General features: G+C 38.2%; 18 protein-coding genes. 10 read left to right on the top strand and 8 right to left on the bottom strand.

Annotation, left to right across the window (positions count from 1 at the left end):
* The 4 genes from AAYQ19_RS00155 to AAYQ19_RS00140 are packed head-to-tail and all read right to left on the bottom strand — an operon-like array spanning nt 1 to nt 1,995.
* Complete coding sequence (locus AAYQ19_RS00155; RefSeq protein ID WP_281233736.1) at nt 1–615, bottom strand: arsenate-mycothiol transferase ArsC; 615 nt, start codon at nt 613–615, stop codon at nt 1–3.
* A 44-nt stretch (nt 616–659) separates the two neighbouring features.
* On the bottom strand, nt 660–1,133 hold the full coding sequence (locus AAYQ19_RS00150; RefSeq protein ID WP_281233735.1) for a DUF6428 family protein: 474 nt from the start codon (nt 1,131–1,133) through the stop codon (nt 660–662).
* 33 nt (nt 1,134–1,166) lie between these two features.
* A complete protein-coding gene (locus tag AAYQ19_RS00145; protein WP_281233734.1) occupies nt 1,167–1,652 on the bottom strand; it encodes a GNAT family N-acetyltransferase in 486 nt (161 codons plus the stop codon).
* A gap of 10 nt (nt 1,653–1,662) precedes the next feature.
* Complete coding sequence (locus AAYQ19_RS00140; protein WP_281233733.1) at nt 1,663–1,995, bottom strand: ArsR/SmtB family transcription factor; 333 nt, start codon at nt 1,993–1,995, stop codon at nt 1,663–1,665.
* A gap of 756 nt (nt 1,996–2,751) precedes the next feature.
* On the opposite strand from AAYQ19_RS00140, the gene AAYQ19_RS00135 reads away from it, so the two are divergent.
* From AAYQ19_RS00135 to AAYQ19_RS00125, 3 genes are read left to right on the top strand one after another with little or no spacing between them, the layout of a single operon-like run.
* The gene (locus tag AAYQ19_RS00135; protein WP_343532586.1) at nt 2,752–4,251 is read left to right on the top strand and encodes a DUF1254 domain-containing protein; all 1,500 of its coding nucleotides are present in this window, start codon (nt 2,752–2,754) and stop codon (nt 4,249–4,251) included.
* A gap of 39 nt (nt 4,252–4,290) precedes the next feature.
* The gene (locus AAYQ19_RS00130) at nt 4,291–5,094 is read left to right on the top strand and encodes a DUF1254 domain-containing protein (protein WP_343532584.1); all 804 of its coding nucleotides are present in this window, start codon (nt 4,291–4,293) and stop codon (nt 5,092–5,094) included.
* Between the two features lie 56 nt (nt 5,095–5,150).
* Nucleotides 5,151–5,813 carry a DUF1214 domain-containing protein gene (locus AAYQ19_RS00125; RefSeq protein ID WP_343532582.1) on the top strand — a complete coding sequence of 221 codons (663 nt, stop codon included), beginning with the start codon at nt 5,151–5,153 and terminating at the stop codon, nt 5,811–5,813.
* Between the two features lie 685 nt (nt 5,814–6,498).
* Here AAYQ19_RS00125 and AAYQ19_RS00120 read toward each other — a convergent pair.
* On the bottom strand, nt 6,499–8,889 hold the full coding sequence (locus AAYQ19_RS00120) for an arylsulfatase (protein WP_343532580.1): 2,391 nt from the start codon (nt 8,887–8,889) through the stop codon (nt 6,499–6,501).
* Between the two features lie 81 nt (nt 8,890–8,970).
* Entirely contained in the window at nt 8,971–10,443 is a 1,473-nt protein-coding gene (locus AAYQ19_RS00115) for a DUF1254 domain-containing protein (protein ID WP_343532578.1), read from the bottom strand.
* Nucleotides 10,444–10,950: 507 nt separating this feature from the next.
* On the opposite strand from AAYQ19_RS00115, the gene AAYQ19_RS00110 reads away from it, so the two are divergent.
* From AAYQ19_RS00110 to AAYQ19_RS00080, 7 genes are all read left to right on the top strand, one after another.
* The gene (locus AAYQ19_RS00110) at nt 10,951–11,097 is read left to right on the top strand and encodes a hypothetical protein (protein WP_343532576.1); all 147 of its coding nucleotides are present in this window, start codon (nt 10,951–10,953) and stop codon (nt 11,095–11,097) included.
* Nucleotides 11,094–11,246, top strand: coding sequence for a PepSY domain-containing protein (locus AAYQ19_RS00105; protein ID WP_343532574.1), 153 nt, complete (start codon nt 11,094–11,096; stop codon nt 11,244–11,246). The genes AAYQ19_RS00110 and AAYQ19_RS00105 overlap by 4 nt, the downstream gene beginning before the upstream one ends.
* Nucleotides 11,247–11,804: 558 nt before the next feature.
* A complete protein-coding gene (locus tag AAYQ19_RS00100; protein WP_343532572.1) occupies nt 11,805–14,366 on the top strand; it encodes a beta strand repeat-containing protein in 2,562 nt (853 codons plus the stop codon).
* 4 nt (nt 14,367–14,370) lie between these two features.
* Nucleotides 14,371–15,822, top strand: coding sequence for an L-type lectin family protein (locus AAYQ19_RS00095; protein ID WP_343532570.1), 1,452 nt, complete (start codon nt 14,371–14,373; stop codon nt 15,820–15,822).
* A 19-nt stretch (nt 15,823–15,841) separates the two neighbouring features.
* On the top strand, nt 15,842–17,083 hold the full coding sequence (locus AAYQ19_RS00090) for a T9SS type B sorting domain-containing protein (protein WP_343532568.1): 1,242 nt from the start codon (nt 15,842–15,844) through the stop codon (nt 17,081–17,083).
* A 120-nt stretch (nt 17,084–17,203) separates the two neighbouring features.
* On the top strand, nt 17,204–18,121 hold the full coding sequence (locus AAYQ19_RS00085; protein WP_343532566.1) for a PorP/SprF family type IX secretion system membrane protein: 918 nt from the start codon (nt 17,204–17,206) through the stop codon (nt 18,119–18,121).
* A gap of 11 nt (nt 18,122–18,132) precedes the next feature.
* Nucleotides 18,133–20,052, top strand: coding sequence for an OmpA family protein (locus AAYQ19_RS00080; RefSeq protein WP_343532564.1), 1,920 nt, complete (start codon nt 18,133–18,135; stop codon nt 20,050–20,052).
* Between the two features lie 168 nt (nt 20,053–20,220).
* On the opposite strand, the gene AAYQ19_RS00075 is transcribed toward AAYQ19_RS00080, so the two are convergent.
* Nucleotides 20,221–21,528, bottom strand: coding sequence for a PcfJ domain-containing protein (locus AAYQ19_RS00075; protein WP_343532562.1), 1,308 nt, complete (start codon nt 21,526–21,528; stop codon nt 20,221–20,223).
* Nucleotides 21,525–21,908 carry a PcfK-like family protein gene (locus AAYQ19_RS00070; protein ID WP_343532560.1) on the bottom strand — a complete coding sequence of 128 codons (384 nt, stop codon included), beginning with the start codon at nt 21,906–21,908 and terminating at the stop codon, nt 21,525–21,527. Before AAYQ19_RS00070 ends, AAYQ19_RS00075 begins: the two co-directional genes overlap by 4 nt.
* Between the last annotated feature and the right edge of the window lie 11 nt (nt 21,909–21,919).

The following is a 21,919-nucleotide window of genomic DNA, read 5'->3' as shown; positions in this document are numbered from 1 at the left end:
TTATTTTTTTATTTGCGAGAATACGTAAAACATTTCAGTTCCTATCTGCAGGCTGCGCTCCAGATAAGTTTCCTTCTGCTGAGGCGTTCCGTCAGAAATTTTTGGATCTTCAAAAGTGATCGGAATTCTTTTCTCTGCTCCTGCTATAAAAGGGCATCCGCCGTCAGCCTGTGAGCAGGTCATTATTGCGGCGAATCCGCTTTCAGGATTGAAATCATCATCATAGGTTTTGGAAAAACCAATGACAGGAAGTTCGTCAGCTGAATATTTTATGGAATAAAAAGGGTTCGATCCCTCTGAAAGAGTTTTGATGTTGAATCCTGAATACTTCAAAGTCTCCGCAGCCATCGGGAAAAGAGCAGTGGCCTCAGTTCCTCCTGAATAGCATGAGACATTTTTTACATCATAAAAGGCAGCCGCTGTCTGCGCCCATACCTGCGAGAGATGGCTTCTTCTTGAATTATGAGTACAGATTAAATTTAACCTGGTTTCCAGATTATTGTCAACTTTAGTCTGAATGAAGTCGATTAATGGCTGCAGGACTGCTTTGCGATCTTCGGAGATTTGCTTAAAATCAAATGATTTAACGGTATTCTCAATTTGCGGATATAACATAGTTTTGTGGGCTGTAAAAGGTTTATTAATTATCTCTTTAATGATTAGCAGCATCCTCCGCCTGGAGTGCATGAATTAGCATTGTCCGCATTTAGCTGAGATAATTTTACTTTAGGTTTGTCAGATGGAATACCGCACTGTTCCTGAGCAAGACAGGCTGTCTGTTTATTGAGTAGAGTGAAGTTTTTACCGTTAAAGTCCAAATCGTATTTCCCGATGGTTGTGTTCTGGTATTCTACCTCAATTTCATAATCTTCAATTCCCAATACTTTTTCTGAAAGCTCAATGATATGAATCAGTTTCTGAGGTTTAAGCCTGTGCTCGTAGTCGTTGGCATCCCAAAGCTGGAAATTTACGACAGTCTCTTTTCTTACTGTTCCTCCGCAGTCGATGAAGTTTTTGGTAACCAGACCTACTTCGGTTACATGAAAATATTCTGGTACAAATGTGCCGTCTGGCAGTTCAAAATTTACAGCCTCAACTGTTTTAAGCACTTCTTTAATTTCTGAAAGTTTCATAATTTTTTATATTTAGTTAAACTATATTTTTTATTAATTAATAAGACTGCTTCTTCTTTCAAGAAGCGCAGTATCTCTCCAGATACCATTTTGTTTTCCGATTTTCTCCCTTGTTCCAAGTATCCTGAAGCCTGCTTTTTCATGAATGCGGAGACTTGCCGTGTTCTCAGGAAAGATCCCTGCCTGAAGCGTCCAGATTCCTTCTGTTTCACTCTGTTTTACAAGTTCCTTTAAAAGGGCAAGACCAATTCCTTTTCCTGAATTTGCAGGATCCACGTATACGCTCACTTCTGCAACTCCAGCGTAAACGCAGCGGGAAGAAACAGGGGTAAGGGCAGCCCATCCAATTACTTTGTTATTTTCTTCCATCACAATTCGGCAAGATGCAAGATGAGACTGATCCCAGTCTTCCCACGAAGGGGCGCTGGTCTGGAACGTGGCGTTGCCGGTATCAATTCCTTTTTGATAGATTGATTTTACTTGATTCCAGTCTTCAACTAATAGTTTTCTGATTTCCATATCTCTTAGATTAACAGCATTCGTTTTTCTTTTTTGCTAAATGATCAGATATGTGCTCAAAAAAGCCTTTTATCTTTTCCAGCCCAGGCTCATTGATGCAGTAACAGATAGAATTTCCTTCGATGCTTCCTTTAATCAGTCCTGCATTTTTCAATTCTTTCAGATGCTGTGAAACTGTCGGCTGTGAAAGGGGAAGTTCGTTTACAATATCTCCGCAGATGCAGGCATCCACTTTTAATAAATATTCCATAATAGCAATACGCGCAGGATGGCCCAGCGCCTTGGCTAAAACAGCCAGCTCATTCTGGCTTTCTGTAAAGTGATCTGTTTTTGTTGCTCCCATCGTTTTATATTTATATTGCAATATTACGATATAAAATTGAATAAGCAATGATTTATGTTGTTATTTTTAATTTGTTTAATTGCTTTGAGAGTGATTTAATTTGAAAAATCTCTTAAAATATTGTTAAGGTGCTATTCTGGTCTTTGTGTTTACTAGGTATTTGAGTGGTTTGAATCCTGAATGGTTAACTTGACAGGATTTATAAATAATCTATTTTTTGAAGTAAAAGCTCGTTAAATGGTTTGTAAAAGGCATAAAAAAAAACGCTAAATCAAAGATTTAACGTTTTTTTAAGAGTGACCCTTACTGAACAATTTACAAACCATTTTATGAACGATTTAAAGAAATTAGCCTATTTTCAAGTGAATTTGTAAGATAATTATTTTAAATTTTTATTCAAGAGCGGTTTGTATGTATCTTAAGGATTAAAAATTACAAAAATGTTAAAGCATCTCTATATTTAAATATTTTTATAAAAATTCTTGATAATTAATTTGGTAGCACCAAAGAAAACGAATTTGCTGTAGTGAAATTATATAATAATTTTGAGATCATTCAAATCAAAATTTGGTAATCATATTTAGTTGGCTTCGATAAATAGTAAGCATTTAAGACTATTTAATAATTGTTATTACGATGGAGTAAAAAAATCAATTGTTTTCAAAAAAATGGTTGCATATTACAATCTGCAACCATTTTTTTGAAAACAATATTTGATATTGATTTAATTTTAAGGTGTTTAACTTTAAAATTTCTATGATGCATTTCAAAAAATACAAGAAAATTACAGTTTGTTCTTTGTTTGTTGCTTTTGGAATTTCCAGTTTTGCTCAGAAATTTCAAACGGAAATCCCAAAATCAATAATCATTCCCGATAAAGTCGAAACTCGATTAGGAACACTAAATTTTAATGATGGTTTTCCTGATGATAAAACAATTGAAAAAGTTTATGACAATCTTGATTTTCAAAGAGGCGTACAGACTTTTATGACGGCAATGCCTGCAGCTTCTCTTTATGCAATGCGGGAAGGATTAAAAAGTGTCGGCGTAAATAATCAGTCAGTAGTGGTTTTTGAGGACAGAATGGATTCCAAAACACTATTTCTTACAGCAAATACTGAATCTGTTTATCTTATGGGATGGCTGGATCTGAAAGATGGACCAATAGTAATTGAAACTCCTCCTAATGTATTGGGTTTTGTAAATGATTTTTGGTTTCATTATGTAGCAGATATTGGAAATGCCGGACCTGATAGAGGAAAAGGAGGGAAGTTCCTTTTTGTTCCGCCAAATTACAAAGGAGTGCTGCCAAAGGGATATTTTACTTATAATTCACCAACATTCGGAAATTGGCTCGTAATGCGTGGTTTTATTGTAAATGGAAGCAGTAAAACAGCGGTAGATAATTACAAAAAACATTTGAAGATATATCCGCTTTCAAAAGCATCCGCTCCTCCTGCTACTAATATAATCAATGGTTCGGGTAAGTATTTCAACACCATTCATTCTATGGATTATTCCTTTTTTGAAGAAGTAGATCATGTAGTTCAAGAAGAGCCTAATAAAGCAATAGATCCTGAGACGCTTGGTTTATTGGCTTCTATAGGCATAGAAAAAGGAAAGGAATTTGCTCCTGACGCGAGAATGAAAAAAATATTATCAGAAGCGGCACTTGTTGGCAATGCTACTGTGAGAGCACTCTGTTACAAATCTCGCATTCCTGAGTTTTATCTGTTTCCAAATAGTGCTTGGGGAACTTCATTTATAGGCAACAGCTATCTTTTTGAACATAATGATGTAAGATTAGTAGATCCGCGTAGCATGTTTTTCTTTGCAGCAACCGGAATAAGTCCTGCCATGACTATTGCTAAAGTAGGCTTGGGATCACAATATGCGGGTGCTTTTGTAGATTCTAAAAAACAGGTGCTGGATGGCGGCAAAAATTACAGAATTCATCTTCCTCCCGGAATACCGGCAAAAGATTTTTGGTCTTTTGTTGTTTATGATTTGCAGACCCGTTCAATGCTTCAGACCGATCAGCAGTTTCCAAGTTTGGGAAGCCAGAACAAAGAAATTGTAATTAATGCAGATACTTCTGTTGATGTTTATTTTGGACCAAAACCGCCAAAAGGAAAAGAGAATAACTGGGTGCAGACTATGCCAGGCAAAAATTGGTTTATAATACTTCGCTTGTATGGACCGCTTCAATCTTGGTTTGATAAAAAATGGCAGCCTGGTGAGATTGAAGAATTATAAAAAATTCTCCGATATATTAAACTATTAATCTTTAGTACTATGAAAAAAGTAATATTGATTTTGGTGCTATTATCTGCAATAGCATGCACCAATTCTAAAAAGGAAGATGTTATTTCAAATAAAGAAACTGCAAATAGTGAAGCATCTGCCGATAATTCTAACGGCTGGATCGGTACAAAAACGGTAAAGTCAAGATTAGGAGACTTTGAGTTCAGAAATGGTTATCCTACAGAAGAATCAGTTAAAAAATTGAATGAAGCTTTGGTTTTTAACCGAGCTATAGAAGCATATCTTGATCAGATTCACGGTGTTTCATGGTATGCTGTTTGGAAAGGTGTTGCAAATGCAGGTGCTAAAAAGCCTAATCAATTGGTGATTTGGGAAACTTTAATGGATGCTGAAACGCTTTTGCTGACAGGAAACAGCGAAACGGTGTACGGATTGGCTTCTATAGATTTGAAACGTGATGGTGCTGTAGTTGTCGAAGTTCCCGCCATGATGCTTGGCGGTTTTAGTGATATTTGGCAAAGTGAAATTGCTAACATAGGTCCAACAGGAATGGATAAGGGAAAAGGCGGAAAATACATTTTGCTGCCGCCAGATTATAAAGGAAATATTCCGAGTGGGTATATGGTTTTAAAATCTACAACATACAAAGTAGTTTTTGGAGTGCGAGGTTTTCAGCAGGAAGGTAAAACTGATAAGGCAGTGGCTTTAATGAAAACTGCAAAAATTTATCCGTTGTCAAAAGTATCAAGTCCGCCTGCGATGGAGTTTACAAACGGTTCTGGAAAAGCAATTAATACCATTTTTGCAGATAACAGCAGTTTTTTACTGATTTAAATGAAATCATTCAAACAGAACCTGATAATAAATTACAGACAAACGAAAAGTTTTTATTGGCTTCCATAGGCATCGAGAAAGGCAAACCTTTTAAACCAGATGCAGCTCGCAAAGACCTATTAAATGAAGCGGCACAAACGGCTTCTGCTTTGGCAAGAGCCAAAAGTTTTGCATCAGATGAACCTGAAAGATTAGTTTATACAGATAGGAAATGGGAGTGGGCTTTTGTTGGCGGAAGTGCAACTTGGGATTCGCAAGGTTACGTAAATACAGACAGGCGCGCCGCATTTGCTTATATTGCTATCGGAATGTCACCTGCAATGGTCTTGAAGATTGTTGGCGGAGGCTCACAATATCTATGCACGCCAAGAGCTGCCGATGGATCATTTTTGGACGGAGCAAAAAATTATAAATTGCATATTCCTGCCAATATTCAGGTAAAAAACTTTTGGTCTGTTGTGGCTTATGATTCTGAAAGCCGTTCAATGCTTCGCAATGGCGAACCCTTTCCAACAGTAAGCCAATACACAGGACCAAAAAGCAATTCTGACGGTTCTATAGATGTTTATTTTGGTCCAGATTTGCCAAAAGGTCAAGAAAAGAATTGGATAAAAACGATTAAAGGCAAAGGATATTTTGTTTTGATGCGTTTCTATGGCCCGCTTGATCTGTTCTTTAATAAAACTTGGAAACCTGATGATATCACTGAAATAAAATAAAAACTGCGATTTATTTGTTTTGGAGTGAAGAAGGGATGATATTGAAGCAAAAAAAAACGTTAATTCTTAAGAATTAACGTTTTTTTTTGACCTTACTGAACAATTTACAAACCATTTTATGAACGATTTAAAGAAATTAGCATACTTTCAAGTGAATTTGTAAGATAACTATTTTGTTTTTTAAATCAGGAGCGGTTTGTATGTCCTGGAGAGGTTAAAAGTTAAAAAATGTTAAAACAGAGGGATATTTAAATTTATTTAAGTTGTAATACTTTTTGTAAAATTCTTGAAAATAAAATTTAGTATTGACTAAAGAAAACAAGTTAGTTTGTAGTAAAATTATAAATAATATACAGATTATTCCAATCAAAATTTGGTGAGGATATTAGGGTTTTTATATTGCTTTAATCTAATCAGAATGAAATTTTGTTAGATATTTGATCTGCTAGTCTTCTATACAAATAAAAATATTTAATTTGACTCATTAATTGTCGCTCGATTGGGGTTAAATTGATTTATTTCTCTTTGTCTTGGAGGGATTTTATACGAAGAATATAAATCAAAAATGATTCAAAGTTACTGCTTAAGCGGGGCACATAAAAAAAGCGCCGATTGAAGAAAATTGGCGCCTTTCGACTGTGCCGGCCTCGGCTTAAAATCTGAAAAAAAATAAGAATTTAATGGCTTATTCCGTTTTCATTTTTCGCTGAAATTCTTTTTCTACATCGATGTACTGGTCATTGCCAACATCAAAAGTGACTTTCTTAATTGTTCCGCCGGCAAACGGAAATTTATAACCATAGTTTTTGCTGACCGGGTCACCCACATCATATCCGACAGCAAGGCCTTCACCGCTTAATGCATAACGATGTGCAACCGTACGGAAGGGTGCCTGTGCCACCATTTTATCATCTATATACAGTTTCATGTTTCCAAGACATTCTGCTTTTGGGCTCATTTTATCTTTCACAAATTCTACACCTATAATATGTTTGCCAGCAGGCATTGCATAACTCAATTTTTGCAGCGGATCCAATCCAAGGAAATTATATTCAAAATTTACTTTTTTATCTTTCAGATATAAGGTGTACCCTCCAAAACGTGATCCCTGCGATACTATTACACCTTTTGCATCTTCTTTTAAATCTACTTCCGCAAAAATTTTAAATGAACGTCCGGTAGTTGATGCTGCATTAGCTTCCGAAACTGCACTTGTGTTCGGATAATATGTATATTTGCCGTCGGCAGGTACTGCTACATAATATTCCTGTTTTATAAATTCAAGTATAGAAAGGTCATTTAGGGGAAGCACATTATTTTTTTTGGCTTCCTCCATCCATAGTTTTTTCATCTCCTCAACCTTTTCCGGATATTGAGAAGCTAAATCGTTTGACTGCGACCTGTCAATATCGCTGTGGTAGAGCTCCCATTTGTCTTTGTCGAAATTGCCAATATTGGATGGAAGCGGACCATGTACGGAAGTTGCGATCCAACCCTCTTTCCATATTCCCCTAGTTCCTAACATTTCATAGTACTGCACTTTTTTTTGAGTGGGCGCATTGACATCTTTAAAACTGGAGATCATAGAAACCCCGGCTAAAGGTGTCTGTTTTATTCCATTAACATATTCCGGCATCTTGACGCCGCAAGCATCTAAGATTGTAGGGACTATGTCTGTCGAATGATAATATTGGCTGCGCAATTCTCCACGCGCTTTAATTCCCTTCGGCCAGCAGATAACCAACGGGTCGCACGTTCCTCCGCTGTAACCGGCATAGCGTTTGAACATTTTATATGGTGTAGAAAATGCCATTGCCCATCCAGTAGGATAATGATTGTAAGAATCAGGAGTGCCTAATTTGTTGATCTGGGCAATATTGTTTTTAATGTCGTCAGGATAGGAGTTGAAAAAGTAATTTTCATTTATTGACCCATTTGGGCTTCCTTCGGCAGATGCACCATTATCTGCAGCATAGAGAATAATGGTGTTTTCATATTGCCCGGATTCTTTCAAGTATTGAATTACACGTCCAATCTGTGCATCGGTATATTCAGAATATCCTGCAAAAACTTCAGCCATATGAGAAAATAATTTTTTTTCATCAGAAGAAAGAGTATTCCATGGACGCACCATATCAAGTTCTGAAAAAGTTCCTTTTGGCATTGGATTCTCTGCGGTCAGTTTTGTATCTTTTGGCAGGATGCCTTTGTCAATCATACGCTTGAGCACCCAGTCTCTGTATGCTTCATAACCATCATCAAATTTACCTTTATATTTATCTATATATTCTTTTGGAGCATGGTGTGGAGCGTGGTTGGCTCCCGGACAGTACCACATGTACCATGGTTTGTCTGGACTTGCCTGCTTAGAGTCACTGATATACTCTATTGCCTTATCTGCTAAATCTTTAGATAAGTGGTAACCCTGATCAGGTAGATACGGCTGATCAATATCATGGTTGTCTTCTGACAATGCAGGATACCATTGATTGGTTTCCCCGCCGATGAATCCATAGTAACGGTCAAATCCCTGCCCCAATGGCCAGTCTTTTTTCGAAGCGCCCATTCCAAAAGCATCGACAGGTACATTATGGTTTTTGCCTATCCAAAATGTCGAATAGCCAGCGTCACGAAGAATTGTGGCAATCGTAGCATTTGATTGTGGAATATGTCCGCTGTAACCAGGATATCCTGCGGCAGATTCAGCAATTGTTCCAAAGCCATTTTGATGGTGGTTTCGACCTGTCAGCAGTGTGGACCGGGTCGGCGAGCATACTGACGTAGTATGCCACTGTGTATAGGTTAATCCATCGGCCGCCAAGCCGTCTAAGACAGGCATATTTACCCTTCCGCCATAGGGCGACCATGTAGCCTGACCCGTATCATCAAATAAAATGAATAGTACATTTGGAGAATCTTTCGGTGCTTTCGGATATAGGAAAGCCTCCCAATCCGCTTTGGAGTCCCTAATGTCTAATTTCATGTCTCCCTTAAAATTTGCAGGCGGATTTTGCGCAGTTAATAAATTAGGTGCAAACGCAAAAATAAACAGCAGATAATTCAGTGTTGTTTTCATAAGAATTTATTTTTGTAGTGTTGACATAAATAAAATGTGTACTGTAGGGTAAGATTTAGAATGGTTGCATTGTTTTTGGTCTCATTTTACTTCTTCAAAATCTCCAGGTTTCCATTTTCCATTGAAAGCCGCTGGCTCTGGTCCGTAAATTCGGAAATAACTGAACCAGCCTTGATTTGGAATAGTCTGTATCCATACATCTTTTTTTCCTTCAGGAGCTGTTGGCCCGAAATATAAATCGATCGTCGTAGTGCCTTTACCTTTTAGTTCAAAGAGAGATCTAAGTGCGGCTTTTTCCTGAGAAGTCAGTATTTCACTTCGAGTATTAGAATCATAAATTGTTACAGACCAAAAAAGTCTGGCGGGAACAGGCAGTGGCACTGTTAATTTATAATTTTTGCTTCCATTTAGATAGTTGCCAGTTTTGTCTTTTGTACCAAGCCAATATAAAGAACCGGCATTTGCTGATCGGTTGAACATTGCTGGTGATTCAATCTGTGCTTGAAAAAACCATTTTTCACGGGCATAAATATCTGTAAAATTATCTGTGTCAAATGTTCCATTTTTGTCCCTGAGAACCGCCCATTGCCACTGGCTTCCTTCCCATACTTTTCGGCTTTCACTTCTATCAGCGAATGATTGAACTCTCATAATGGCATTCCCCTCACGAGCGGCTTTTTCTAAAATTTCTTTCATTCGGGCATCGGGGGCAAAAGGTTTGCCTTTTTCAATTCCCAATTGAGCCAGCTCGCCATACATTGCTCTATAAGCTGGATTTGCAGGTTCTTTGTCTACTAGTTCAGCCAATACTTTCCAATATTCAAGATTGTTCTCCCATTTCAAGGGAGTAAAATCAAGCCCTTTTCTGTTTAAGCTTATCCAAGTAGGATCTTTCCAGTCTGAAGGTTTATTTAGAGGATATACTTTGATGGTTTTGATTGTAGCAACAGCTTCTTCCGGACCTCCTTTTAAAGGTATAGCCCTAATTAAGACCAGTACATTATTTGTCGTGGAATAGGCCGTATGGATTCCTGACGGAACTGGTCCTTTATAATTTGGGGGAAGAATGATATGTTTTCCTCCTTTGCCCTTGTCTGGTCCGGGAAGACCGAGATCCATTATATACAGCTGATTCATATCATTTGCGGCTCCCATAATTGGTCCGGGAGGCAGCTCGATGACCATTGGTCCATATTCGCTCAAATCTAAAGCTAAACCTGAATAAGGAGTATCTGAGTTAGGAGTGAAAACCAATTGATTAGGTGTGCCTTCCAGCATGGCAAATACTTTATTAGGCACAACTCCGGCGGCTAGATTGCCTTTCCATGTCCCCATGATTGAAACACTGGGAAAAAAGAAACGGTATGTCTGTAAGGCCCGATTGTAATCCGCTTTGTCGTAAGCTTTTTGGATAGTGGTTTCTGTAGGATAACCACCAATGAACTCATACCCATTATTTTGAGTAGTATCTTTAAGAAGATTTTCTTCAATTGCACTTTGTTTTTTACAGGCTGTAAAAAGAAGTAAAATACTTAAAATAGAGATTAGTTTCATAAATAAAATTATTTAAGATTAAGCAATGAATTTACTTACAAAAGTAAAATGTAATATTTTTAAATTTTACTTTATTTCTTAAATTGATGTTGCAGATTATAAAATGAAACCAATTATTATGATTACTTGTTATATAATTAAAATATTAAGCTTATCGGAGTTAACACTTTTTGCGCGATATTCTTTTAGTTCTTAAAATAGTGTTAAGAACTTTTAGGGTAATTTATTAAATCCCAGTTTTACAATTGATTTACAGGGTTTGAATCCTTTGCAGGCAGTTCTCTTTGCAGCTCTTACTGGCTGGTCTGGACATTTGAATGTGTCAGTCAGGCGGAATATTGGTTTGCAAGCGCAGGCGAAAAAAACTTGTAGTATCCAAACCCTATAGCAAGAAAAAACAAAAACAACAGCTTAGAGATCAGTCGAATCGATAGTATTTTTAAGGAAAAATTAAAAGAATATAAAAATCCTTATTCGATATCCATCAGTTTTCCTCAGACTGATTCGATGGCCTATTCAATTTCGGTATATCCTGAAGAAACATATTTTTCAGGGGATGATTACTATTACAATCAGCATGCATTTGAAGAGATTCCTGTAAAAGCATATGGTAAGTATAAAAATGCCAATGGCGGCGAATTGCAAGTAGAATGAATTACGATATCCATGTAGGAAGCATTTTTGGATTGCCAGGAAGAATCGCAATGTTTTTCGCTGTACTTATCGATGCCTCATTGCCTGTTACTGGATTTTATATTTGGTGGGGACGCAATGGTTTTGGTTTAATAACTAGGGTGATTTAATCTACGGGATTTGTAAAAAAAGATGTAATTAAATAATAAGTATATGGCAAATGCAATATTTGTTTTTTTCGCTCTTTAGTCCTAAGTTCAAAATTGTTATAAATTTCTGAAACAAATAGAGTCACATTCGTACTGAAGGAATAGGTCTCAAAGTACGGCAGGTAGTAAATTCATAAAGTTAAAAAATATTTTTTTTTATTTCTTGAAGAAGAGAGAAATATGTTCCAAATTATAATTTGAAACCAAAATGTAACAGTAAAGAACTAATCTAGGCGGTGTATTTTGTTAATTTTGGTAACTTGTTAATTTTTAACATTTTAAAATTTATTTTTAAAGAATTTTCGGATATATTTGTAAAGATTAATAAATACACGATAGTTCGCCCCTCTAATATCCTTAAATATAAAAGCACTTTCAGCATTTTGTTTATTTTGGATTATAGGCCTTATTTAAATTAAATTTTTCATCAAACCACATTTGTGCAAATAACAGTTTTTTTATTTGTATTTATCTAAAATGAATTAGAATGCTCATGTTTAATTAAAAAAATAATTAATTATGAGAAAAGCATTACTTCTGTTTAGTTTATTGAACTATTTAACTATTCTCGGACAGGTTGGTATAGGTACTTCTTCACCTAATTCTTCTTCACAGCTAGAAATAGTAGCCACAAACAAAGGAATTTTAATTCCTAGAGTGTCTTTAACAAGTTCAGTGGATGCAACCACAATCACAAATGGAAATGTAAATAGCCTACTGGTGTTTAATACCCAGACAGTGTCAGATATTAGTCCCGGCTACTATTATTGGTATATCGATAAATGGATTAGGTTGGGCATTGCAGGAAACATAACCAATTTGGTTGATAATGGCGACGGAACTATTACTTATACCAATGAATTAAATATTAAGGAGACGGTCAATATTGCCCAAATTGTTCGTGATTATCAGACTCTTACTTCAGTGTCTTTTAATAGTACGACTGGAATTCTGACTTATATTGATGAACATAATGTTTCCACCACCTTGAATGTCTCTGCGATGATTCCGAATTTTGAGACGCTTACCTCCATTTCTCAGGATGTGGCAGCCGGAACGATCACCTATGTAGATGAAAAAGGCGTTTCGACAGTTTTGGATGTTGCGGCGCTGATCAAACAGCATGAAACGCTGACTTCAGCAAGTTTTGATTCCGCAACAGGAACCCTGACATATATCGATGAGCATAATGTTTCCACCACCTTGAATCTCTCTGCGATGATTCCGAATTTCGAAACGCTGACTTCCATTTCCCAGGATGCGGCAGCCGGAACCATCACTTATGTTGATGAAGATGGAGGTTCGACTGTTCTAGATATTGCCACACTGATCAAGCAGCATGAAACGCTTACTTCGGCCACTTTTGATGCCGCTACGGGGATTTTGACCTATAACGACGAGGACGGTACGGCAAATACGCTGAATCTTTCCACCATGATTCCGAATTTCGAAACGCTGACCTCCATTTCCCAAGATGCGGCGGCCGGAACCATCACTTATGTTGATGAAGATGGAGGTTCGACTGTTCTGGATATTGCCACACTGATCAAGCAGCATGAAACGCTTACTTCGGCCATTTTTGATGCCGCTACGGGGATTTTGACCTATAACGACGAGGACGGTACTGCAAATACGCTGAATCTTTCAACGATGATTCCAAATTTTGAAACGTTGACTTCGATTTCGCAGGATGCTGCCGCTGGAACGATCACTTATGCTGATGAAGATGGAGGTTCAACCGTTTTAAATATTGCCACTTTAATTGCACAACATGAAACGCTGACCTCCGCAATTTTTGATGCCACAACGGGAATCCTGACTTATAATGATGAAGACGGAACAGCAAATACATTGAATCTTTCAACGATGATTCCAAATTTTGAAACGTTGACTTCTATTTCTCAGGACGCCGCTGCCGGAACGATCACTTATGTTGATGAAGATGGAGTTTCAACCGTTTTAAATATTGCCACTTTAATTGTACAGCACGAGACTCTGACCTCCGCCACTTTTGATGCCGCAACAGGAGTTCTGACTTATAATGATGAAGACGGAACAGCAAATACACTGAATCTTTCAACGATGATTCCAAATTTTGAAACGTTGACTTCGATTTCTCAGGACGCCGCTGCCGGAACGATCACTTATGTTGATGAAGATGGAGTTTCAACCGTTCTAAATATTGCCACTTTAATTGCACAGCACGAGACTCTGACCTCTGCCACTTTTGATGCCGCAACAGGAATCCTGACTTATAATGATGAAGGCGGAACAGCAAATACACTGAATCTTTCAACGATGATTCCAAATTTTGAAACACTGACTTCTATTTCGCAGGATGCTGCTGCTGGAACGATTACGTATATTGATGAAGATGGAGGTCCAACCGTTTTGGATATAGCAGCCTTGATTAGTGCAAATACCACAGTTTCAAATGCATCATTAATCAATACTGCGACCGTAACGGTAAATGGAGTAACAAGCACTGGAGCGCCCATTATTAATTCAAATTCATTAACAGCAACAAATGGTAATTTGATATCTTCAGTAAATGGTGTTGCATCAACTCCTGCTGTACCAATAATAACCACGGCGAATAATGGTTTAACAGCTGCTAATGGGAATGTTCAATTGGGAGGAGCACTAATTGTCCCAACTATAATCACTGCTGATGCGACGAACACTTTGGCAATTGCGGGTTTGCAGCCCTCAACTGCAACTACTGATAAGGTTGTTGTTACTGGCGCATCAGGCGTTTTAAAAAATGCATCAGGTGTTATGCCCAAATTTTTTTACATGCCGGCCATAACATTTGATACCTCAGTCCCGGCAACGGGCCAGACTGTAAATTTATATCAGCAATATGTCAATCAGTTCACAAATGTTGCAGTCAAAAATACCAGCGCACCAGCTAATATTCCATATGTGCCGGCAAATACGGATCTCAATTACTATGTTACTTATTTTGATCCAGCCGTTTTTGCCAACTTAAGCATTGACGATAATGGTATTTTAACCTATGATATTATCGGATCGGGTACACCTTCGTCTTATCTGAATATTGTATTTGTAATAAAATAGAGTTATGGACGCGAATTCTACATATTATAAAAAACATCATTTTAAGCACTTTACTCAATTTGCATTGATTTCTTTATTTTTTGGATTTCAGGCAAATGCACAATTTACTTTCCAGGATGATTTCAAAAATAATACGGCGCCTGATGTGGTCATTGGAGGTATTGGCGGTGTAAACGGTACTGCTTATCTTACCTCAGGAATAGATGATCCGCAGGGAGCAGGCTGGCTGCGTCTTACAAAGGCATCCACCAATCAGGGAGGGTATGCGTACGTTGACCAATCATTTCCTTCTACTCTGGGAATTGTAATGGATTTTGAATATAAAATGTGGCGTAATGTCAATGATCCTACATTTAATGGTGCCGATGGCATAGGCGTTTTTCTTTTCGATGCTGCTGATGTCCAGGCAAATGGTTTCAGACTTGGTGCTTATGGAGGAGCTTTGGGCTACACTTCCAATACAGATGAAGGAATTACATACGGGTTGAGAGGCGGTTATATAGGGATTGGTTTTGATGCATTAGGAAATTATGCCAACACTGTTTTCGGTCCCAAAAATGGGGGTGTGGGAATCCGTCCAAATGCGGTTTCACTTCGTGGTCCTACAAATGATGTTGATCTGACGCAATCCAATGTTTTTTTAACCGGTGTAACCATTTTATCAGGACATACGATTGTACCGATTACTACCCAGGGAAATTGGACAGACAATGAACTTGATTATAATACAGTTGTGAGTTCCAGACCTGATGATAATGCATTTTACAGAAGAATTCAGATTGAAATGCAGCCGGAAGGAGGCGGTTATCATATCACCGTGCGATGGAAAACAGCACTTAACAGCGATTTTGTCCAATTGATAGACTATAGTACGACTTTGCCGCCCCCGGCATTACTTTCTGTAGGTTTTGCTGCATCAACCGGTGCAGGAGTCAATTTGCATGAGGTCCGCAATTTAAGCTTGACAACACCCGGGAATCTGCGAATTACAAAAGAGGCAGATAAAAGTTTTTTGAGATCTTATACAACATCGGGATTAAATCAGATTACCTATTACATTGATGTAATCAATGATACTGCCGCTGCTTTATCAAATGTTGATTTTACAGATGCATTAACCGATGGAAACGGAACGCAGATCACGCCGTCTATGTTTTCGATCACCAATATTTCGCATGTCGGTTTTTTGGCAGGTACAAACCTGCCAACAACTTCTGCAGTAAATAATTTCAGCGGGACATTGAATATTGATGCCAATAGTACAGGACGAATTATAATTACAGGCGAATTAACATCAGGCCAGATTCCGGCAGGAAATGTCGTCACAAATACTGTCAATGTGACCTCGGCTGCCATTACAGATATAGATCCGGGAAATAATACTGCCGCAGTTACGGTTCCTGTGCTTGAGAGCAAGGTAGTTTCTAATCCGATGGTTCGTCAAAAAGTAAAATAAAAATTAATTCAGAAAAAAAATGAAAACGAAAATTCTCATATTGCTATTTCTGGTCTTAATTAGAACTGCATCTGCACAAAATGCCCAAACCGTAAACGAAGGCCTGCTGCATGTAAATCCCAATACGCTGGTAAGTGTGGAGTGGAATTTTGACAACAAAAATACCGGTGATTACGAAAATAACGGTGAAGTAATTTTTAAAGGCAATTACAACAATGACGGCATCACTACTTTTGATCCTTCATTTCAGGGATTTACCCGTTTTGAAGGTTTCCAGAATCAGGATATTAAAGGAACTGAACCCTCTGATTTTTTTGATGTATTGTTTAACAATGCAAATCCACAGCCTGCTTTTCGGTTATACAACTCGGTTTATATCAGCGGGGATGCTGATTTTACCAAAGGCATTGTGCAATCTGATGATTTTGGCGGAAGTATGACTTTTGAAAGAAATGCAACCCATACTCATACTTCCAATAATAGTCACGTTGACGGCGAGGTAACCAAAAACGGCAATGAAGGTTTTTTATATCCTATCGGGGATAAAGGGTTCTTCAGATATGCTGCTATTTCTGCTTCAGGGGACAATAACAGCAGTTTTGACGGGCATTACATTTTTGAAAATTCTAATGGTCTTTATCCACACGACAAAAAAGATCCGACAATCATTGATATTATTGATGATAAAGAATACTGGAGCATCAATAAAAATAAAAGTGCAGCAGATATACTGCTGACACTAAGCTGGGATGAAGCCACTACTCCGGCGGCGATTATTGCTTCTCCCCAGGATGTCATCCATATTGTCAGATGGGACGACATCAAACAATTATGGATAGATGAAGGCGGTGCTGCGGATTCCGATCAAAAAACAGTTACCACTATTGCTGCTGTTGCCGGTTACGGTGTTTTTACCTTGGCAAGGGTGAAGAGCAGTGATTCTGATGATGTCGTGATCCACGATGCGATCAGTCCGAATGATGATGGAAAAAATGATTATTTCTACATTAAAAACATAACAAAATATCCCGATAACAGAGTTGAGATCTTTAATCGCTGGGGCATAAAAGTATTTGATACTTCCAACTATGATTCCAATGGGAACGTCTTTAGGGGTTATTCCGACGGCAGGGCGACGATAAGCCCCGATAATATGCTTCCAAACGGAACCTATTTTTATATTGTCCAATATAATAAAACGACCGGCGGCGCATCAAGTACCATTAAAAAAGCCGGCTATCTATATCTAAGCAAGACCTGATATCAAGTTTTTACTATTGTTAAATGCTGTGGAAGCAGTAATTACAAATTGCATTGATCGGAGTGAGGAAGAGCGCTTTTATTTACTGAAGCGTTAAGTATAATTAGAAAATTATCTGCTATGGGAATAAAATTATTTTCCTTCGTCATAATGTTTACAACAATTGCAGGTTTTGCGCAGCAGGATGCCCAGTACACGCAATACATGTACAACACCATAAATATAAATCCAGCTTATGCAGGATCCCGTGGGGCATTAAGCGTTTTTGGTCTGTACCGTACGCAGTGGGTTGGACTGGATGGTGCCCCGGAAACCAGCAGTTTTTCTGTCAATACGCCAATCAACAACAGTAATCTGGGTATCGGGGCATCACTGGTAAATGATAAAATCGGACCCACCAATGAAAATAATATCTCCGCAGACCTTTCTTATACTGTTCAGACGTCTGCCAATTTCAAGCTTTCATTTGGTATTAAAGGAACTGCCAATATCTTCAATTTAGATGTTGCTAAATTAAACCCGGCAGATCAGGGCGACCCCCAGTTTCAGGATCTGGACAATAAATTTTCTCCCAATGTGGGAGCGGGTGTCTACTGGCATTCTGATAAAGCCTATGTGGGTTTTTCTGTGCCCAATTTCATTGAAACCAACCGGTATGATGATAATGATGTGGCGATATACAAAGATAAAATAAACTATTATCTGATGGCCGGGTATGTATTTGACCTTGATAGATACCAATACATAAAGTTCAAACCTGCTGTTCTTGCCAAAATGGTACAAGGTGCACCGCTTCAGGTCGACCTGTCAGCAAATTTTATGTTTTACGACAAATTTGTATTGGGAGCTGCTTACAGATGGAGCGCTTCGCTGAGTGCTATGGTGGGCTTTCAGATCACAGACGGACTTTATTTAGGTTATGGTTATGACCGCGAAACCACAAATTTAAATAATTACAATTCAGGATCACATGAGATATTCCTGCGATACGAATTTAAAATAAATCATGGTAAAATGACAACTCCCCGTTTCTTTTAAAATAGTGACCGATGAAAAATTATATATTATTTATCCTATTGCTTATAAGTATGTTTGAATGTGAGTTGTATGCACAAAACTCAAAAGTTGCTGCGGGCGATAAAAAATATGAAAAGTACGCCTATATTGATGCTATAAAGACTTACGAAATAGTTGCCGGCAAAGGATATAAGTCTGAGGATATGTTTAAGAAACTGGGCAATTCCTATTACTTCAACTCTGACTTTCAAGGAGCCGTAAAATGGTATGGAGCGTTATTTTCCATGAATACCCAGGTTGAATCGGAATATTATTACCGATATGCACAGTCACTAAAATCAACGGGACAAACAGATAAATCAAATTCAGTCCTGCAGGAATTTGTCTCAAAGAACAAAAATGACAGCAGAGCAATACTGTATCAGGACAATAGAGGCTATCTCGACAAAATTAAGGCTAATACCGGACGTTATGATATAGAGAATGCCGGTATCAATTCCAAATATTCTGATTACGGCACCATTGTACATGATAATAAAATATATTTTGCTTCTGCCAGGGATACGGGTAATTTTTCAAAGCGAAAACATGCATGGACAGATCAATATTTTACAAACCTCTATGTTGCAGATGTTGATTCGGTGAAGGTCAGAAAAATGAAAACCTCATTGAATACCAAATTCCATGAAGCGTCACCCGTTTTTACAAAAGACGGAAAAACAGTGTATTTTACACGGAACAATTATACACATGGGAAAAAAGGAAAAGACGGGCAAAGAACGACTTTAATCAAAATCTACAGGGCAACACTTGAAAACGGAAAGTGGGGCAATATTGCACCGCTTCCTTTTACAAGCGACAATTACAGCACTGCGCATCCGGCGCTCAGTCCCGATGAGAGAATCTTATATTTTGCATCGGATATGCCCGGGACATTGGGCCAGTCTGATCTGTATCAGGTGAGTATCAGCAATGGAAGTTTTGGAACTCCGATCAATCTTGGTAAGGGCATTAACACCGAAGGAAAAGAAACATTTCCGTTTGTAACCGATGAAAAAGAAATTTATTTTTCATCGGACGGCCATCCGGGGCTTGGAGGTCTGGATGTCTTTGCAGGAAAACTTGAAAGTGACGGAACGGTGAGTGATATTGAGAACCTGGGAGCCGACATTAATTCGGCACAAGACGATTTTGCCTATATCATAGACCCGGTTTCCAGAAAAGGATATTTTAGCTCCAATAAAGACGGCGGACAGGGTTCTGATGATATTTATAAATTTACCGAAAACAGGGCGCTGCGATGCATTCAGGAATTAAATGGGGTTATAACTGATTCTGAAACGGGACTTATTTTACCAGGAGCAACTGTTTCGCTCTATGAAAATCAAATGTTAAAAGAAACAACTGCTGCTGATGCAGGCGGGCTATATACTTTTGCTGTTGAATGCGGCAAAACTTATCAGGTGAGAGCTGAAAAAGAGAAGTATTCCACAAGAGAGGTTGCCGTAACAATCGGAAAATTATCAGGAAAATCAAGCCTTCCAGTTGCATTAGATCCAATTATCTGTAAAGTAACAATTGGTGATGATTTGGGAAAATGTTTTAAAATAAAGATGATTTATTTTGATTTAGATAAGTCTGATATTCGAGCTGAAGCGGCAATCGATTTGGAAAAAATACTTGTCGTATTGAACAGTAACCCAACAATGAAACTTGATATACGTTCCCATACAGACAGCCGTGCCACATTTAAATACAATAAGGTTTTGTCGGAAAGAAGAGCAAAGTCTACTATAAAATGGCTGATTGAAAATGGTATTGATGCCTCAAGACTGACCGGCAGGGGATATGGCGAAGTCCAGCTTACAAATAAATGTGCTGATGGTGTGCCCTGTACCGAGGCTGAGCACCAGCAAAACAGGCGCAGTGAATTTATTATTACAGCTTTATAGATAAAATGTTTGCCAAGATTTTGGCAGTGATGATATACCTGCACACTATTAGAAGTTAAAAGCTGCTTACTGCTTTTTTTTTTATCATCCATCTGCAAAAATCATCTTCTTGGAAGAATCTGAAATGTGTAAAGCGGAAAAACCGAATTCTATTCGGTTTTTCCGCTTTTATGCTTTTTCGCTTTTATCTTTTTTTATTCTTGAGCGAATCTGATAAAGGTTTTTATTCATCAAACGGACAATGACTTTATGATGTTTTGAATTGTGATTTTTCAAACCACGGCACTGTGCTATTTCCATTTTAGAAAGGGAAACCTCTATTGTTTCAATTGGCTTGTTGTCAATACGGGCAGAAAAAAGGAGGGAATCTTTCTTTTTGAAATATTCATTGGTAAAAACGCAGTGTCTCAGGCTGTCGCCTTCGGTCATAAAATCAGCCACATTCTCCAATACTGAAATAGTAATACCTGCGTGTGTAAAGCATAATCCAAAAAAATGCTTTTTTTGCTCAGCATACAGACTTTGCGCCTCTAGAATTTCAAGACGCATTTTCTTATGGTATTTTTTTCTCTGTACTGTTCGTTTTCTCCCGACCAATTTGTCATGCTCCAAATGCAAATCAGCAGGACAGACGATCAGGGCAGAAGTAATGTCTTTTTTGAACCAACGCAGAAGCTCGATATAATCCTCCCAAATTCCAAAATCGGAAACTGTATAATTCATTTTAAGACAGATTTTTACCGCCTGCCAGTTGCGCAAGACGTGCTGATGGGGAGATTCAAGGTAATAGTGAAGCCATGAAATCTGTCTAGTTTTCAGCAGGGTTTCAGCAATTGAATCTTTCAATAATGATGAAAGCAGTATTTGAGGTGCTATGTCGTAAAATGCTGTTTTAAAACCATTTCGTTTTATTACAGGAAGCACTTTCAAGCGCGGATAAACCCTGTAGGGATTGATTCGGTACTTGGGAGATTTCTGAAAATCCTTTGGGCGGATTTTAAGGGGCGAATAGTACTGCCATGCATCGTATGCGTGGGAGAAAACATTTGTACTGCGTGATACGGTGCGTACTTCTCCTTTCGGGTTTATCCAATGCTGCATCACTTCGGTATGGGAATAGGAGGGCAGACAGTTTTTCTTCATCTGTTTGGTGGAGCAGATGATGCGGACAATTTGAAAATCCGAAAGACAAGTTACTACTGCACTGTATTCTATTTCCTTGAAATGCACCTGATTGCAACCGTGCATTTTAAGTTTTCCTTTACAGGCAGAACAGGCGGTAAATTTCGCTGACTGCTTCTCGGATTCGGGTTTCCAAGCGTTTCCGCAGTCCAGACAGTGGAACTTTCCACGTGATAAAACACCCCATTTCAGAAAAATGGTCTTTTCTGCCCATGAGTGTATTTCGGGTGTAATGGGCGCAAGGGATTCGCTTAATGCGACTATCTGTTTTTCTATGGCGGTATGCGGTTTCATAAGTCAAAAAGTGTTAAGGTTTGCTGTACGGGTTTCGCTGTCTGCACGACTACTGTTTCGGGTCTTGTGACCTGAGTAGTCATTGCAGGAGCAGAGTTGAATAAATCAGCCTTTACAGGCTGATTTACGACCACTTTACAGTTGATTGGAACAGGCGCACCAATAGTGTCATCGTTGTAATATTTGAGTGCCATGTCAAAGATTTCCTGATTGTCAAAGGCGCACAATCCTGTTTTTTTGACCTCACCGAAAATGTAACTGCAACAGCTCTCGATGTTTTTGGTTTCTTTTACAAGGCTTCGGGCAAAAACAGCATCGTTCTGTGCAGTAGTATTCAGATAATTCTCTATAGCGGTTTTAAAGTCGTCAGATGGTTTCATGATGGAAAAAG

The organism is Flavobacterium mesophilum (assembly GCF_039581405.1).
Classification (GTDB): domain Bacteria; phylum Bacteroidota; class Bacteroidia; order Flavobacteriales; family Flavobacteriaceae; genus Flavobacterium.
The sequence above is the reverse complement of the archived record's forward strand: the minus strand, read 5'-3'. Positions and strand labels throughout refer to the sequence as shown.

Bases quoted from the DNA above. Each gene is read 5' to 3' on its own strand.
- AAYQ19_RS00155 (WP_281233736.1), bottom strand. From the start codon at position 615: ATGTTATATCCGCAAATTGAGAATACCGTTAAATCATTTGATTTTAAG.
- AAYQ19_RS00150 (WP_281233735.1), bottom strand. From the start codon at position 1,133: ATGAAACTTTCAGAAATTAAAGAAGTGCTTAAAACAGTTGAGGCTGTA.
- AAYQ19_RS00145 (WP_281233734.1), bottom strand. From the start codon at position 1,652: ATGGAAATCAGAAAACTATTAGTTGAAGACTGGAATCAAGTAAAATCA.
- AAYQ19_RS00140 (WP_281233733.1), bottom strand. From the start codon at position 1,995: ATGGGAGCAACAAAAACAGATCACTTTACAGAAAGCCAGAATGAGCTG.
- AAYQ19_RS00135 (WP_343532586.1), top strand. From the start codon at position 2,752: ATGATGCATTTCAAAAAATACAAGAAAATTACAGTTTGTTCTTTGTTT.
- AAYQ19_RS00130 (WP_343532584.1), top strand. From the start codon at position 4,291: ATGAAAAAAGTAATATTGATTTTGGTGCTATTATCTGCAATAGCATGC.
- AAYQ19_RS00120 (WP_343532580.1), bottom strand. From the start codon at position 8,889: ATGAAAACAACACTGAATTATCTGCTGTTTATTTTTGCGTTTGCACCT.
- AAYQ19_RS00115 (WP_343532578.1), bottom strand. From the start codon at position 10,443: ATGAAACTAATCTCTATTTTAAGTATTTTACTTCTTTTTACAGCCTGT.
- AAYQ19_RS00110 (WP_343532576.1), top strand. From the start codon at position 10,951: ATGGCCTATTCAATTTCGGTATATCCTGAAGAAACATATTTTTCAGGG.
- AAYQ19_RS00105 (WP_343532574.1), top strand. From the start codon at position 11,094: ATGAATTACGATATCCATGTAGGAAGCATTTTTGGATTGCCAGGAAGA.
- AAYQ19_RS00100 (WP_343532572.1), top strand. From the start codon at position 11,805: ATGAGAAAAGCATTACTTCTGTTTAGTTTATTGAACTATTTAACTATT.
- AAYQ19_RS00095 (WP_343532570.1), top strand. From the start codon at position 14,371: ATGGACGCGAATTCTACATATTATAAAAAACATCATTTTAAGCACTTT.
- AAYQ19_RS00090 (WP_343532568.1), top strand. From the start codon at position 15,842: ATGAAAACGAAAATTCTCATATTGCTATTTCTGGTCTTAATTAGAACT.
- AAYQ19_RS00085 (WP_343532566.1), top strand. From the start codon at position 17,204: ATGGGAATAAAATTATTTTCCTTCGTCATAATGTTTACAACAATTGCA.
- AAYQ19_RS00080 (WP_343532564.1), top strand. From the start codon at position 18,133: ATGAAAAATTATATATTATTTATCCTATTGCTTATAAGTATGTTTGAA.
- AAYQ19_RS00075 (WP_343532562.1), bottom strand. From the start codon at position 21,528: ATGAAACCGCATACCGCCATAGAAAAACAGATAGTCGCATTAAGCGAA.
- AAYQ19_RS00070 (WP_343532560.1), bottom strand. From the start codon at position 21,908: ATGAAACCATCTGACGACTTTAAAACCGCTATAGAGAATTATCTGAAT.